Below are 14,749 nucleotides of genomic sequence, written 5' to 3' on the forward strand. Positions count from 1 at the left end.
ACACCCCCTTAATCCTCTTGAGCAAATACTTGTGTCGCTTTGACAGCTTTTCTCCACCCTTTATACAGTTTTTCTTTTCGAGACTCATTCATTGTTGCTTGGAAAAGTTGTCCTGTTGCGTTCAGTTCTTTTAGTTCATCCATACTTTCCCAATAGCCAACTGAAAGTCCGGCTAAGAAAGCTGCACCCAAGGCAGTAGTTTCAAGGTTCTTCGCACGAGCAATATCAATCCCTAAAATATCCGCTTGGAATTGCATTAATAAATTATTCATTGCAGCTCCACCATCTACACGAAGTTGTTGGATATCAATTCCTGAATCAACTTGCATAGTGTCAATAACGTCTCGTACTTGATAAGCAATTGACTGAAGTGTAGCTTTAACAAAATCTTCTTTACTTGTCCCACGAGTTAATCCAAATACTGACCCTCTAACATTTGAATCCCAATACGGTGCACCCAAACCTGTAAAAGCTGGAACCACATAAACCTCATCGTCACTTGTTGATGATTGAGCAAGGCCTTCTGACTCACTTGACGTTTCAATCATTCTAAGACCATCACGTAACCATTGAATAGCGCTTCCTGCAATGAAGATTGATCCTTCAAGTGCATAATGAACCTTACCATTAATGCCGTAACCAATCGTTGTTAATAGATTATTTTGAGACAGTTGCATCTCTTCGCCCGTATTCATGATAATGAAGGAACCTGTACCATAAGTGTTTTTTACCATACCAGGTTCAAAGGCCAACTGTCCAAATAATGCTGCCTGTTGGTCACCAGCCATACCAGAAATTGGCACCTCTCCACCGTAAAAATGGAATGGAGTAGTTTTCCCATAAACTTCAGAATTAGATTTTACTTCTGGTAACATTGCTTTAGGAATATTCAGTAACTCTAAAATTTCATCATCCCATTTAAGTTCTTTAATATTATAAAGCATCGTACGAGCAGCATTTGAATAGTCTGTAACATGGACGAGACCATCAGTTAACTTCCAAACTAACCAAGTATCAATTGTTCCAAAAAGCAACTCTCCTTTTTCAGCACGTTCCTGTGCTCCAGGAACATGGTCTAAAATCCAACGAACTTTTGTTGCCGAGAAGTAAGCATCAATGACAAGACCTGTTTTCTCATGAATCATATTAGTATGACCTTCTTGCTTCAATTGATCAGCAATCGGGGCTGTTTGTCGCGATTGCCATACAATAGCATTATAAATTGGAAGACCTGTTTTTTTATCCCAAACAACAGTTGTTTCACGTTGATTGGTAATCCCAATAGCCTCTATCTGTCCAGGTTTGATGCTTGATTCAATAAAAGCTCCAGCAATGACAGATTGAACAGAATTCCAAATCTGATTCGCATTATGCTCTACCCAGCCTGCTTGAGGAAAAATTTGGGGAAATTCTTTTTGGCTACTCGCAATTTTTTCACCTTTTTTATTAAAAATAATTGCTCGAGAACTTGTTGTTCCCTGGTCAATCGCCATAATGTATTTTTCTTCTGAAGACATAAACTTCCTCCTTAAAAGTAAGCGTTTTCTTTTTGTAATTCTATTATACCTAAATCAGTCTATCCTGCACTATCAAAAATTTAATATGCCCCTAAAATTTTTGATAAGATATCATCAATAACACCAAATTAGCCAAATAATAGCTAAATCAATAATCATTCCGATATACCAAACTAGTCTAAAATACCATTTAGTCGTTTTATGTCGAAAAACTTCTCCACCTAGGAATGCACCAAATCCCCCTAATAATAAACTCTCTATCAACAATGTTTTCTCACTAATACGCCATGCCCCTCTAATTGCACGCCTTTTATCAATAGCATAGGTTGCAAATACTAAAATATTCCATAACAGTAATGCTAATAGTAATTCAATCATTATTTTTTCCTTCCTAATAAAAAAGGCGAGACAAAGATTATCTTTTGCCCCACCCAAGTGTTGACTTTAATCTAAAATTGTCTCACCATTAAGAATTTGGATCATCCAAACTACGACCATGTAGTCCTTTTTCTCTCTGGACTTGACGAAGTTTTTCCGGGGTAACATCATTGCCCTCATCATCCACTAATTTAATTCCTTCAACGTGGTGACGGACTGATCGGCGGAAACCTTCAATATACTCTTCACGGAGCTTTGCTTGTTCAACCTTCTCTTCTCCGGTCAATCCAACTGTTTTTTTCTTTTTTGAAAGCTCGTTAATACGAGCAATTTTTTTAGGATCCATAAAATGCCTCCTTATTTTGTGTTTAATAAGTTAAAAGCAGCGACTGTTCTTGCCTTTGCAACAAGGCTATTGAGTAAAGCCAGACGATTTTGTTTCATTTTTTCATCATCTGTCATTACCATTGTATTATCAAAGAAATCATTAATAATTGGACTAAGTGCGAAAAGCTTATCTAAGTTGTCATGCATATCCTCAGTCAGTTCAAGTGACAAAATAGCTTGATATAGCGCCTTCTCCTGATTATTTTCAAACAATGAAGAGTCCACCGATACAGAATGAGTAACTTTTTCAGCTAAATTAAATGCACGTGACAAACTTTCAACGGAAACTTTATATTGAGCATCCTTGCTCTTTTGCACCAATGCTTGGCTAGCTTCTAGAATAAGGCTAACAATATAAGTGTCTGATTCTAAAACGGCTTCTCGAATATCTTTAGGGACCTTAGAGCCAATCATCTTTTCAATACGAGCTGAAATAAAGGCCATGACCTCTTTTTGATTAGCATAATCTAAACTAGCAAACGATAGACCATAGAGATTAGTTACTAATTCATCAAGTGGGATATCCCAACCAAAAGCTTCCAAAATGCGGACAATCCCCTGAGTAGCTCGACGAAGAGCATATGGATCATTTGAACCACTTGGAATCAAACCAACTGAGAAGAATGAAAGTAAGGTGTCAAATTTATCAGCTAAAGCTAGAATTGCACCAACTCTGGTTTCTGGAAGCTCTCCATCGGCCGATGTCGGCATATAATGTTCACGTATCGCTGCTGCTACTGCGGGCTTCTCCCCTGCAAGTAAGGCATATTTCTCACCCATAATACCTTGTAATTCATCAAACTCATCAACCATTCCAGTTAAGAGGTCAAATTTATAAATACTTGCAGCTCGAAGCACAGCTAATTTTTCTTCATCAGAAAGATCTGCCTTCTCAGCCAAATATTGTGAAATAACTTTTACACGATCCATATGTTCATAAAGTGAACCAATTTTTTCATGGAAAGTTACTTGTTTTAATTTCTCAACTAAATCTGCAATATTAAGTTTCTGATCTTCTTGCCAGAAGAATTCACCATCTTCAAGACGAGCCACTAAAACTTTTTCATTGCCTTTTATAACATTTTCGATATGCCCAGCATTTCCATTACGCACAGAAATAAAGTTTGGTAACAATTTTCCATCCCTGTCGCGAACAACAAAATAGCGTTGATGATTTTTCATTGAAGTGACTAAAACTTCTTCAGGTACATCAAGGTATTTCTCGTCAAAAGAACCCAAGAATGCTGTCGGATACTCAACTAAATTAAGCACTTCATTTAGTAAATCTTCGTCAATTTCAACTGAAATATTTTTCTTTTCTTCGATAGCATGAATTTGATCAACGATCATTTGCTGACGTTCTTTTGCATCAGCAATAACAAATTGTTGTCGCAAGTCATCTTCATACGAACTGGCAGATGAAATTTCAGTGTCAGAACCCAAGAAACGGTGTCCTCGACTAATACGCCCTGAATGAATATCAAGGAAGTCTAGCTCTAAGGCTTGATCATCTAATAATACCACTAAAGTGTGAACTGGACGAATATATTCAAAACTATTATTTGCCCAATGCATGTTCACTGGGAAAGTCAATTCTGCTAATACCTCTGTCACACTTGCTAAAACATCAATCGCACTTTTTCCAGTTTCATGCTTAGTGATATAAACATATTCTTCTCCCTTAACTTCACGAAATTCGATATCATCAACACTTAAACCTTTTCCGCGAACAAAACCTTGGGCTGCTTTAGAAAAATTCCCTTCTGCATCCAAAGCAATTTTCTTAGAAGGACCCTTGAAATCTTCTGTTAAATCTGTCTGCTGGTCTGCCAATCCTTTAACACGAACAGCCAAACGACGTGGAGTTGAAAAAGTTTGAACAGTTTCAAATGATAAACGATGATCCTCTAAAAACTTGACCATTTTTTGGCCCAATTGCTTCTCACTCGGTGTCACAACATAAGCTGGCAACTCTTCAAGGCCAAGCTCCAATAATAAATCTTTAGTCATTTCCTACTCCTTACTGTAAAACGCTTCAAATGCTTCTCTTAAATCCTGATTCATCTTATCAAGAACAACTTGCCTATCTAAAATATCGGTACCTTCTGCACGAACAACACAGAAATCATCAAAAGCCATAAAATCTTTAAAGATAGCTTTTAAATAATGAACAGGAAATTCATATGGACTATACTGTCCTTTAGAATAAATAGAACCCGCAGATTCTAACATAAGCAGACGATAGTCATCTGTCATTAATCCGACTGAACCATTTTCAGTGTACTTGAAAGTCTCACCTGCAATAAAAATATTATCAATATAAGTTTTTGCTCTAGCAGTCACATTGTAATTGTGCATTGGAGAAACAAAGACAATACGGTGATGTGACTTAAACTGTTCAAGTAAATCTTTAGAGATTTTAGCTTGAACAATCTCATCGGCTGTTAATTCCAAACCCTTTCTTTGTTTAGACCAAATCGAAAGTAGTACTTCTTTCGTAATTTCTGGCAAAACACAATCATATAAATTTAAAATAGATAACTGATGGTTAGGGAAATGCTCATTATAAAGTTCAATAAACTTTTCTTGTAGAATAGTTGTAAATGAGTACGGATTCGAAAAATCAGGATGACTATTAACAATGAGTGTGTTCATTAGTCTTCCTCAGCAAGTAATTTGATACGAGTTTCCTCATCCAAAAGTGGGAAACCAAGTTTTTTACGTTCGGCAACAAAGGTTTTAGCAACAACACGTGCTAAATTCCGAATACGTGCAATATAGCCTGCACGCTCAGTAACAGATACTGCTCCACGTGCATCTAATAAATTAAAGGTGTGTGAACATTTAAGGACGTAGTCATAAGCTGGATGAACAAGTCCTTCTTCTAAAGCACGTTTTGCTTCTCTTTCAAATTTCTCAAAGTTTTCAAGTAACATTACTTGGTCTGATATCTCAAATGAATATTTTGAATGCTCATACTCTGGCTGAGTAAAGATTTCACCATATTTAACACCTGGTGCCCACTCAATATCATAAACAGAATCTACCTCTTGAATATAAGAGGCTAAACGCTCTAGTCCATAAGTAACTTCAGAAGTTACAGGACCTGTTTGAAGTCCACCTACTTGTTGGAAATAAGTAAATTGTGTTATTTCCATTCCATCAAGCCAAACTTCCCAACCTAATCCAGCTGAACCTGTAGATGGATTTTCCCAGTTATCTTCAACAAAACGGATATCATGCTCAAGTGGATTGATACCTAGTAATTCCAAAGACTTCAAATAAAGTTCTTGAATATTTGACGGCGAAGGCTTCATTACCACTTGAAATTGATGATGTTGGTAAAGACGGTTTGGATTTTCGCCATAGCGGCCGTCAGCTGGACGACGTGATGGTTCAACGTATGCAGCATTCCAAGGCTCAGGGCCTATAGCACGTAAGAAAGTATAAGGGCTCATTGTCCCTGCTCCTTTCTCATTATCATAAGCTTGCATTAACATACAGCCTTGGTCATTCCAAAACTGTTGTAAAGTTAGAATAATTTCTTGAAAAGTTAATTTCTTAGACATCATTTTCCTTCTTTTACACTTTATTACAGCTGTTGGGAAGGTGACAACAATTGACTTAAAACGGACAAATGATAAAAACCACGTCCTACACCACCTATGCCCAACAGCACAGGGGCGTCAAAGACGCGGTTCCACCCTAATTTATTACTTCATTTTTGATTGTACTTTTACTCACTAAAAAGTGCCAATATTCATCCTATTCTACCCAACTTTCACTACCTTGAGCTCGCTAAAAAAACAGCTGATGAACACCTCTTCTTACTGAGACAGTATAACAAAAAATGACTTTTATGTCTACTATTTATCTTATTCTGTTTGTGTCTATTTTTTTGAGAATAATCATCAAGCCTATAAATCAAGAGATTTCTCTGTTGAATTTTTTCAAAAAAAATACCGAAACAAAGGTTTCCTTGCTTCAGTCTTGACTTTATTGGCTTTTTTGTGTTACAATAACTTCAGACTGATTAAGCAAAGTGTAGTTTTGTCTTAATCGGTGGAGTAGAAGTTACCAGCTTCTGCTCCTTTTTTGATTTTCTATAAAGGTATTATAACAAAATTGTCAGAAAAATGCAAACAAAAACAACTTAAAAAAGCCTTAAAATCCAAAAAATTTTAAAGTTTTTAATACTTAAATTTTTGGCGGTCAAGAGAAGTAAATTTCCCAGCACGTTGAAAAATTTTGCGTGATTTAAATATCGTTTGTTCCTTCGCTTCTCGGAGATAACCAACGCTTAAACGTTGATTTTGATAGTATTCGTACTCTTTTCGCCAATTACCAAAAAATAGATCATCAACAAGATTAATTCTATCTAGAATAATTAATCTCGACATTGTGTAAGCACCTTTCAAAGACCAATACATTCCTCTATGCTTCATGCGATAAGTAATTTTTCGATGCTGACTCTCCATGACACCTATTCCTTTGGCTGATAAATTTCTTAATTTAGCAGGCTTTGTGTATTTGAAATTATTAAGAATTTTTCGGCGAAAATTAAAATAATTATAGTGTTCTTCATCATCTCCATCAGCAATTAAAGACTCAACAGTATCAAGAACGGTTTTCATCAGCTCTCTTTTATGAGTATTAATTGCCTCAAAAGCTAATTCCTTTAATACAACTGGATATTTTTTGAAAAATATTTTTACCTTTTCATGTAAGTGATAAGGATCCCAAAAGTGCTCGTGTCTCTTGATACCAAGCGCTTTTTTTATCTCCTGAAAAACTTTTTTAGTATATCCTTTGCCATTGTCAGAATTAGTAACTAAAGTTGTCTCATCAGTAAACTCATAATGATTATAAAGATAGTCTAGCAGTTCTTCTTTTGCCTTGTCATAATTTGTATGGATTATCTCATGTTTATTTTCCAAAACATAACGATTTTTAGTAATTTTTTTAGAACCAGTATGAACAAGAAAGTGTGCTAAATCAACATTTCTTTTGTCATCTCTAGCAGAATCTGATGATTTCACCATCACGCCATCGCCTTCAATATAAAGGATTTTTGGATTAATTTTCTTGGTCGGTTCTTCCTCTAGCCAAAAGCGAAATTTTTCTTTTTCAGATAGCAATTCCCCAGCTCGCTTAACGGCTTTTAAAACAGTATCCTTAGTAATCTCAAGATGATAAAACTCTTTAACAAAATGACACACTTGACGATATGACATTACTGTAGCCATTTTAGCTACATGGCAAACCAATTCAGGAGAAAAACGCATGTACTTTTTGAGTCCTAGCCATTCATCAACAGGACAACGTGTTTTGCTTCCTTTTCTCCAGCGAGACCTTGAAAAAGTTACTTCTCCAAAAGTAAAAGCAACCGTTCTCTCTGTTTGATTGATACGTTTGTATCCAGCTATCCGCATTGCTGAGGCAATATTTGCATCATACGTTTCAACTCTTTTTAAAAAGTCATATTTACGTTTATCTTCTAATTCAATAACAAAACTCTTTTCATCAAATCTCATACCTGTCATACAGATATTTTACCTAATTTTGGATAAACTATCACAAAAAAACTCCTCATGGAAATGAAGAGTTTTTAAATATAACTATATTTATATTTGTGTTTATAATTATAGTTATATATATAATTATAAATATTTTTATAAACACAGTTATATATAATTATAACGAAAAACCTTTTGTTTTGTTTGGCTTTTTATGGCTATCATCAGCACTTTTACTTTTGTTATTGATAACATCTCTGTCTTTGCTATCGTTTATTTTCCCTGCAAATCCTTTGTTTTTAAGGTAATTTGCATAAAATTTTTGTTCGCTAGCAAAATAATCAATTAAGGGTTGATGGTTATCATAAGCTTGAAATTGTTCTAGTGCATTGTAATAGCCTGCTTTTCTGGTGTCATCAACAATGAATGGAGTTATTCCTTCTTTTAAGCATTCCTTGTAAAGAATTAAACGTCCTACACGACCATTACCATCAGCGAACGGATGAATTTGCTCAAAACGTGCATGGAAAGATGCTAGATAAGCTAAATCTTTTTCTTTTTTGAAATTATACCCTAAAAGAAGTGAATACATCGCTTCTTCAACTTGATCAACAGCAGCTGTAGCAATCTGCCCTACTTCGTTTTCAAACACCTTATAACGTCCAACTGGGGCATATTCATTATATTCTGAGCTTGTTCCAGCTTTTAAAATGCTATGTAGTTTTTTAACGTAGTCTTCTGTTAGCTGCTCATCAACTGTATTAATAATATAATCAAAACATTTAAAATGATTAGTAGTTTCAACAAGATCATCAATTTTGATACCTGTTCCACCAATATTTGCGATTGTTTTTGTTTCATAAATGAAACTCGTTTGCTCTTCAGTTAAACAACTGCCTTCAATCTTATTTGAATTAAATGCAAAACGCTTCTGAGTAATATCATAAATGCCACCATGAACTCTGCCATCTCGTTCAACTTTAAGTCTTGTAATTAAATCCATGATTATTCTCCTTTAATGGGCAGTATATTCATATTTATAACATTCAATATAAATATATGTGTAAATATATTTATGATTATATATACTATTTTATGTACAATCATAAATAAAATGATATTTACAAGTCAAAATTTTTAAAATAATCATTTAAAAATGATGATGCAGATCGATAACCACGAGAATGAGCAATTTGTGTAATTTTTTCTCTAACAGATGGTTGTAACGAAAACATAAATTGTTTAGTTCTTTCAAACTCAAAATTTGAATTAGTACTATTTTTAGGTGTAGTGTCAGTTGATTTTAAAAGATTACTAATTTTGTCTTGGTTATTATCAAATGCCATATTTTTCTCCTCTATGTTCAATATAATTATATTTATAAATATATCTATAAACATAATTATAAATACCAATATAAATATATTTACATTACTATTTTATCAGTAATTGTTTTGAATGTACAGTCAATACTATCAAAGAATTTTTTATGTTTTTGATATAGTACTTTATCTTCTTTCATCTCTGAAAGAGACACTTTATCTAATGTTGAGCGATTGAACAACTCTTTATAAGGAATAGTTGATAGAACATTATCATTGCCTTGAAGCTGTTCTACAAGTTCTCTTGAAGAATTGGTATTGTGCTTAATCATATTTCCTAAAAAGTATAAATCAGCTGTAACATAGCTTTTACGTGTTTTAAAATCAAATGTTTCAGCTTTTAATTCTTCAAGACGTTCTTGAATATTGAATGTTGCTGAATAGCCAAATTTTGATGGAACAACAGGACTTAAAACAGCGTGACTTACTACGACAGCATTACGTGTTGCCGTTGAAAAATCAGGATGGCAATCAATTAAAATAAAGTCATATTTACCAAGATTTTTAGGTTCATAATTATCTTCTAGCCACATGTAAAGTAGCATATCTTTATAATTTTTGGTTTCAAGCTCTTTTTCTAAGCTATCTAAACGAATATAACCTGGTATTAAATCAATGTTATCTTTAAGATGATGAATAGCAACGTCTCCTTTTCGTTTAAAGATATTAGCGACTGTGTTCTCACTTTCAAAGACATCATACGTTTGAGTTAGATTACATTGATGATCTAAATCAATCAAAAGTACTTGATAATTGTGTTCAGCTAACCATTCAGCATAATTATATGCTAAAGTTGTTTTTCCTACTCCACCTTTAATGGCAGCAAATGTAATGATTTTCATGTGATTCTCCTTTACTTTTTCAATATATTTATAAATACAATTATATATATCGTTATAAATACAAATATAAATATATTTATGTTTGTATTATCTCAACAACAACTAATTCTTCTTCAATCCATTCAATGATATTTTCTGCTAAATCATTGATAATTATTTTCCATGCTTCTTGAAGTGTTTTAATATTTTGATTATCAAAATCATCCTCAATTTGATCTAATTCACTTGTATTTTTTAGGCATTTTCTTAACAAGTCTCGTAAATCACTAAAATTTTTAACATTATTATCTTGCGAGAAAATGACAAGTGTAATTTCACAATCATTAGCTATTTGATTAAAATCAACTAAATTTAAACGAATTAATTGATAACGTTTTGAAATAGATTTTAGCAAGTTTTGTAAATCTTTTAAATTAATCGAACCTGCTATACCAAACTTTATTTGCGTTCTTGTCATTTATTACACCTCGTTTCATTTTCTAAATATATTATAGCACTTTTATATATAATTGTAAATATATTTATATATATAATTGTAAATATTTTTATAAATATCATTATGTATATAATGATATTGCCTATCTATGAACATCAAACTTTTTTCGATAACGTCTAAACGTTCGTTCATTAATTCCCGTCAGTTTTGCAACATCTCTATCTGATTTTCCTGAAAGAAACAAACTAAAAGCATGTTGCAATCTGCTGTCATCAGCTGAGAATAATGGCTTTCGTCCTTTATATTTTCCCTGAACTTTTGCAATAGCAATCCCTTGTGCTTGACGTTCTTTAATACGCTCTCTTTCAGCTTGTGCTTGATACTTGTATAGTTCTAATATCAGATTATTCAATAGACGTCTTAAATTAGCATCTTCAATACCTCGAAGAGTGGGAAGATTGAGAACTTCTAAAGTTGCTCCTTTTGATTTTATCTCATCCATAACTTCAGTTAATTCCTTATTATTTCTTCCTAGTCGCTCTAATTCGGTTACAACGACTATATCACCATCACGAATATAATCCAGCATTGCAATCAATTTTGGGCGCTCTCTACTTGCTCCACTAATTGACTCTTGAAAAATTTTTTCAACGTTATCTAATTGTTTTAACTGTCTATCTAAATTTTGATCAGCAGAACTGACCCTAGCATAACCGATTTTTGCCATTTTTTCTCCTCTATTTTGCCTAACTCTATTGTCCTATTCAAAAATCCTTTAAAATCAAAGTAAAACAAAAAGGACAATAAGGTATACTTAAATGTCCTTTTTGTTTTACAAATGCAATGCACTCACAAAACCAATTCTTACAAAATAATATGAAAATCCATCCTTGTACGGATATGGAGCTGGCGCTAATGTTTCTCCAAGAACTTGAAAATCTAGAAGCACACCAAGCTCTTTTTTATTTCTTCGAAACATATCATTATAAGATAGCTTTAATTCTATCCGAATAAGATTTTGACTAGTATTTTCATCTTTTAAAAACAAATAATTAGGAAAATTGATGATGACATCTGCTTTTTCATCAACCAAAATATCTCCCATAGACAATGGCAGATTTGAAGCAATATAAAGTTTGCTATCATCATCCCAGCTTACTTCTTCGATTTTTACACTATCCAGTGAGACATCAACTGCTTCTCCTCTTCCCTTATTTTTAAAAAGTACATGAAAAGAAGTCATACATTTCATTTGTTCTTCAAAAATTCTTTCTTTTTGCCCTCTTAAAGGATCATCATTAAAATACCATACTGGAAAACGAACACTTAATTCTCGATTTACAATAAAATCGGAATATTCATTCTCTACTGAAGCAAGTTTTATGATTGGTTTATATTTAATTGCGTCATCCGCTTCTGATTGTTTAGTCTGATAATTCAGAGTCATAACAACACCAACCAAGGTAATAATACCACCTAACAATGAACCATAATAAGAAAGTAAGTCACCTGCTCCCCACTCAGCAATAAATAATGGAGCTAAATACACTTTAAAGGAAAGATTGATAAAGATAGGAACAATAACAACTAAGATAACACTTACAAGTATAATAATTTTTTGTTTTTCATATTTATATATTATAACCTTTTTCCTGAAGTAAGCATCATAATTTCTTACTATTTTTATGTGCCATTTCCTCACGCTCTTCTTTCATCTCTTTTGCAAAGTCATAATCTTTTACAATTTTATCTCTGTGCTTTTTGAGTATGTCACGTTCAATCTGAAGCTCTTTAATTTCTTTTTGTAATTCTTCTAGTTTTGTATTCTTATCAATTTTACCTTTTTCAAGAAGTTCAAGACTTACTTCTGAAGGAACTATATTATTTTGATAATCTGATAAAGCACCCATAAGTTTATTAAGATAAGTCATCTTTTCATCCAAGAACTCTAAAGTCTTATCGGTTTCATCCAATTGTTCCAAAAATTGATTTTGTAATTCTTCAAATTGTTTTGAATTGGTAACTTTGTTAATTGCCAAAAAGTTAAATTCATCAACTAATCTATCTAAATTTGTAATATTTTTGTTTTTAGTCAAAATCATTTCACCATTTTGAGCAGATAGTTGCTTGATTAAAGTTGTTCCGTTAATAAAACGATTTTGTTCAGAATGGTCAGCATTCAAAAAGTAAAAGAAATCATTCTTTTTAACAAAAGCTGTAAATGTTCCATCTTCATTTTGGTCAAGCATTCTTGCAGAAATAGAGACTGTACCTTTTCTATCTAATCCAAAAGTAATTGGAACATAAATAGATTGACTGGTAAGTTGCTGCACTTGCCAAGGTTCAATTGTGATTTGTAACTCAAAATCATCTTGTTTACTTTCCTGTTCTTCATCATATTTTTCCTTTATGACGTTTAAATTATAAACAACTTCATTTGTCGCAATTTGTTCTTTGATTTTTTCAAGTGAGAACTTACCTTTTTTAGATAATGTACGATCACGAACAAAACGCTCTTGTGGTTGATCCAGTAACATATATTTAACGTACTTACCACTCGTATCAATTTGCAAGTTTAAAGCTTTTGCTTTTTGTAAAAAGTCATTCATATCTAACGAGTGCTTTAACAAAAAGTTCAACCGTTCTTTAATCTCAAAGCGATAATTATTTTTTCGTCTCCATGCAGCATATTCAGTGTGAGAGTTTCTAAGCCTTGGTTCTAAAACTTTTGCGCCATATAGCTCAGCATACTTATTTGAAATTTGAAATAAGTTGCGAGCTGTATTTTTTTGCCAACGAAACTTTTTCAAAGTCACTTCGTTAGTTGTATTAAAAATGATATGGTTATGTAAGTGTCCTTTATCCATGTGCGTTGCAACAACAAATTGATAATCACCACCAGTTAACTCTAAAGCGGTTTTTCGTCCAATCTCGTTAACTTCTTCTGGAGTTAAGCCATCTTCTGGTGAAAACGATTGGATGATATGGTGCGCTAAAACACGTTTATCATTTTTTAAATCAGAAAATTCATCATTATTGTACAAAACATCAACAGATTGTTTTAGTAAAACAAAATCTTCATAAATCGTCTGTGGATCAGATACATCTGTTAAATCATGACCAGATACTAATCGTTTCATCACTTGACCATTGACAATTTCAAAAGAATAATTTTCATCACCCTCTAAATGTTCTGTATCTAATTTTAAGGTTGCATTATCACGTGTAATATAATCAATTGCACGTTTTAAATTACGGCTTGTTTTAATCTGAAGAACCTTCGTCACTACCATTTAATTTAGCATGTCCTTTCGTTTTAAATTCATCAAAAAGCAATTTCTTCATGTCATCAATTTCAGCTTGTAAAGCTTTAAAAAGTTCATTATCAATCTCATCAAAAGTGTTAACATAACGAACTAGCTGATTGACGTTTTGACCAATACGATTAACTTCGATTCGTAACTTTTGCAATTCTGAATAATCATAAGTTGCTATTTTTCCATTTTGTAACATCTCTAAAGCATATGCTTGGAATGTTTCTTTTTTTGAAAGCTTAACTCTATTTCTAATTATGTTAGCTTCATCAGGTTTGGCTCTAATAATAAATTGTGTTGAGCGAACTCGTTTTTTTGTTTCCATTACAATGTTCCTTTCTAAAAAAACTGATAAAATGGAGCTTTTTGCCCCGCCTCTGAGAGAGGGCTACCTTTACTCTGGCAAGATTAGCAAGTGGATAGCCACTTACGAAAATAAAAAGCAAAAAAGCCTATTTGTAGGGCACCCCCACAAACAGACTTTTAACTTTTTACACTTTGGGGAAATCCCCAATCCCCTATTTGGCACTTCGTGCATTTTTCAAATTTGACAATTTTTGATAAGTGCATTTTGATAAAATGCAACAACAGAAAAACTGACAATTTGAAAATTGTCAGCATTCCCTCTTATGTCATTTTTCGTTTTTTTTGGCTTGGTTCCCAAGAAAAAACTTCTGTTTTTATCTTTTGATAATTGTCTCCTGATAATTCTTCCAGTGTAGCAATGCTAACTGAAAGCTCATCAAGATAATCATTGTTATCTTCTGTAGACAATTCTTCAAAATCAGATTTTAACATATCCAATAACTCGTCTTTTGATTTTTGGATAATATCAATGTTAACAATTTTGTTTCCTTTGAGCCATTCGCTCATGTCAAAATAATAACTCATCAATAATGTTTCAGTTGTCATCATCATTTCTTCTGTTACCATAACTTGTCTCTCCTTCTACTTTTAAAGTTAGTCCTTTTTTATGC

Annotated in this window: 16 protein-coding genes; all 16 read right to left on the bottom strand. The window is 33.0% G+C overall.

What is annotated here, in order from left to right; all coding sequences use genetic code 11:
• Window positions 1-8 precede the first annotated feature (8 nt).
• The gene (glpK, locus tag HMPREF9171_RS104390; protein ID WP_000093528.1) at window positions 9-1,517 is read right to left on the bottom strand and encodes a glycerol kinase GlpK; all 1,509 of its coding nucleotides are present in this window, start codon (window positions 1,515-1,517) and stop codon (window positions 9-11) included.
• Between the two features lie 114 nt (window positions 1,518-1,631).
• A complete protein-coding gene (locus tag HMPREF9171_RS104385; RefSeq protein WP_000571497.1) occupies window positions 1,632-1,895 on the bottom strand; it encodes a DUF1294 domain-containing protein in 264 nt (87 codons plus the stop codon).
• An 88-nt stretch (window positions 1,896-1,983) separates the two neighbouring features.
• A complete protein-coding gene (locus tag HMPREF9171_RS104380) occupies window positions 1,984-2,241 on the bottom strand; it encodes a DUF896 family protein (protein WP_000371297.1) in 258 nt (85 codons plus the stop codon).
• Between the two features lie 11 nt (window positions 2,242-2,252).
• Window positions 2,253-4,292, bottom strand: a complete 2,040-nt coding sequence (gene glyS / locus HMPREF9171_RS104375; RefSeq protein ID WP_000159085.1) for a glycine--tRNA ligase subunit beta — start codon at window positions 4,290-4,292, stop codon at window positions 2,253-2,255.
• 3 nt (window positions 4,293-4,295) lie between these two features.
• Window positions 4,296-4,937 (bottom strand): FMN-dependent NADH-azoreductase, encoded by a 642-nt coding sequence (locus tag HMPREF9171_RS104370; RefSeq protein WP_001094117.1) that lies wholly within the window; start codon window positions 4,935-4,937, stop codon window positions 4,296-4,298.
• Complete coding sequence (glyQ, locus tag HMPREF9171_RS104365; protein ID WP_000038755.1) at window positions 4,937-5,851, bottom strand: glycine--tRNA ligase subunit alpha; 915 nt, start codon at window positions 5,849-5,851, stop codon at window positions 4,937-4,939. The genes HMPREF9171_RS104370 and glyQ overlap by 1 nt, the downstream gene beginning before the upstream one ends.
• A gap of 621 nt (window positions 5,852-6,472) precedes the next feature.
• Window positions 6,473-7,825, bottom strand: coding sequence for an ISLre2 family transposase (locus HMPREF9171_RS104360; protein WP_000147285.1), 1,353 nt, complete (start codon window positions 7,823-7,825; stop codon window positions 6,473-6,475).
• Window positions 7,826-7,976: 151 nt separating this feature from the next.
• Window positions 7,977-8,801 carry a Fic family protein gene (locus tag HMPREF9171_RS1000000113650; RefSeq protein WP_000364298.1) on the bottom strand — a complete coding sequence of 275 codons (825 nt, stop codon included), beginning with the start codon at window positions 8,799-8,801 and terminating at the stop codon, window positions 7,977-7,979.
• Between the two features lie 118 nt (window positions 8,802-8,919).
• The gene (locus tag HMPREF9171_RS104355; RefSeq protein WP_000863339.1) at window positions 8,920-9,144 is read right to left on the bottom strand and encodes a hypothetical protein; all 225 of its coding nucleotides are present in this window, start codon (window positions 9,142-9,144) and stop codon (window positions 8,920-8,922) included.
• Window positions 9,145-9,224: 80 nt separating this feature from the next.
• On the bottom strand, window positions 9,225-10,022 hold the full coding sequence (locus HMPREF9171_RS104350; RefSeq protein WP_000692234.1) for a ParA family protein: 798 nt from the start codon (window positions 10,020-10,022) through the stop codon (window positions 9,225-9,227).
• Window positions 10,023-10,098: 76 nt separating this feature from the next.
• Window positions 10,099-10,479 (bottom strand): hypothetical protein, encoded by a 381-nt coding sequence (locus HMPREF9171_RS104345; protein ID WP_000198847.1) that lies wholly within the window; start codon window positions 10,477-10,479, stop codon window positions 10,099-10,101.
• A gap of 121 nt (window positions 10,480-10,600) precedes the next feature.
• A complete protein-coding gene (locus HMPREF9171_RS104340; protein WP_001062584.1) occupies window positions 10,601-11,185 on the bottom strand; it encodes a recombinase family protein in 585 nt (194 codons plus the stop codon).
• A gap of 105 nt (window positions 11,186-11,290) precedes the next feature.
• Window positions 11,291-12,100 carry a hypothetical protein gene (locus HMPREF9171_RS104335; protein ID WP_050540660.1) on the bottom strand — a complete coding sequence of 270 codons (810 nt, stop codon included), beginning with the start codon at window positions 12,098-12,100 and terminating at the stop codon, window positions 11,291-11,293.
• Window positions 12,101-12,122: 22 nt separating this feature from the next.
• Window positions 12,123-13,751, bottom strand: coding sequence for a helical hairpin domain-containing protein (locus HMPREF9171_RS104330; protein WP_000261843.1), 1,629 nt, complete (start codon window positions 13,749-13,751; stop codon window positions 12,123-12,125).
• Window positions 13,723-14,097 carry a plasmid mobilization protein gene (locus tag HMPREF9171_RS104325; protein ID WP_000448405.1) on the bottom strand — a complete coding sequence of 125 codons (375 nt, stop codon included), beginning with the start codon at window positions 14,095-14,097 and terminating at the stop codon, window positions 13,723-13,725. Before HMPREF9171_RS104325 ends, HMPREF9171_RS104330 begins: the two co-directional genes overlap by 29 nt.
• 302 nt (window positions 14,098-14,399) lie before the next feature.
• A complete protein-coding gene (locus tag HMPREF9171_RS104320; protein ID WP_000255675.1) occupies window positions 14,400-14,705 on the bottom strand; it encodes a hypothetical protein in 306 nt (101 codons plus the stop codon).
• Window positions 14,706-14,749 lie beyond the last annotated feature (44 nt).

Origin of the sequence: Streptococcus agalactiae ATCC 13813 (genome assembly GCF_000186445.1) — a bacterium.
GTDB lineage: Bacteria > Bacillota > Bacilli > Lactobacillales > Streptococcaceae > Streptococcus > Streptococcus agalactiae.

Excerpts from the sequence above, each read along its gene's own strand:
- glyQ (WP_000038755.1), bottom strand. The coding sequence starts at position 5,851 with ATGTCTAAGAAATTAACTTTTCAAGAAATTATTCTAACTTTACAACAG.
- HMPREF9171_RS104325 (WP_000448405.1), bottom strand. The coding sequence starts at position 14,097 with ATGGAAACAAAAAAACGAGTTCGCTCAACACAATTTATTATTAGAGCC.
- glpK (WP_000093528.1), bottom strand. The coding sequence starts at position 1,517 with ATGTCTTCAGAAGAAAAATACATTATGGCGATTGACCAGGGAACAACA.
- HMPREF9171_RS104355 (WP_000863339.1), bottom strand. The coding sequence starts at position 9,144 with ATGGCATTTGATAATAACCAAGACAAAATTAGTAATCTTTTAAAATCA.
- HMPREF9171_RS104350 (WP_000692234.1), bottom strand. The coding sequence starts at position 10,022 with ATGAAAATCATTACATTTGCTGCCATTAAAGGTGGAGTAGGAAAAACA.
- HMPREF9171_RS104370 (WP_001094117.1), bottom strand. The coding sequence starts at position 4,937 with ATGAACACACTCATTGTTAATAGTCATCCTGATTTTTCGAATCCGTAC.
- HMPREF9171_RS104320 (WP_000255675.1), bottom strand. The coding sequence starts at position 14,705 with ATGGTAACAGAAGAAATGATGATGACAACTGAAACATTATTGATGAGT.
- HMPREF9171_RS104330 (WP_000261843.1), bottom strand. The coding sequence starts at position 13,751 with ATGGTAGTGACGAAGGTTCTTCAGATTAAAACAAGCCGTAATTTAAAA.
- HMPREF9171_RS104345 (WP_000198847.1), bottom strand. The coding sequence starts at position 10,479 with ATGACAAGAACGCAAATAAAGTTTGGTATAGCAGGTTCGATTAATTTA.
- HMPREF9171_RS1000000113650 (WP_000364298.1), bottom strand. The coding sequence starts at position 8,801 with ATGGATTTAATTACAAGACTTAAAGTTGAACGAGATGGCAGAGTTCAT.
- HMPREF9171_RS104380 (WP_000371297.1), bottom strand. The coding sequence starts at position 2,241 with ATGGATCCTAAAAAAATTGCTCGTATTAACGAGCTTTCAAAAAAGAAA.
- HMPREF9171_RS104385 (WP_000571497.1), bottom strand. The coding sequence starts at position 1,895 with ATGATTGAATTACTATTAGCATTACTGTTATGGAATATTTTAGTATTT.
- HMPREF9171_RS104360 (WP_000147285.1), bottom strand. The coding sequence starts at position 7,825 with ATGACAGGTATGAGATTTGATGAAAAGAGTTTTGTTATTGAATTAGAA.
- glyS (WP_000159085.1), bottom strand. The coding sequence starts at position 4,292 with ATGACTAAAGATTTATTATTGGAGCTTGGCCTTGAAGAGTTGCCAGCT.
- HMPREF9171_RS104340 (WP_001062584.1), bottom strand. The coding sequence starts at position 11,185 with ATGGCAAAAATCGGTTATGCTAGGGTCAGTTCTGCTGATCAAAATTTA.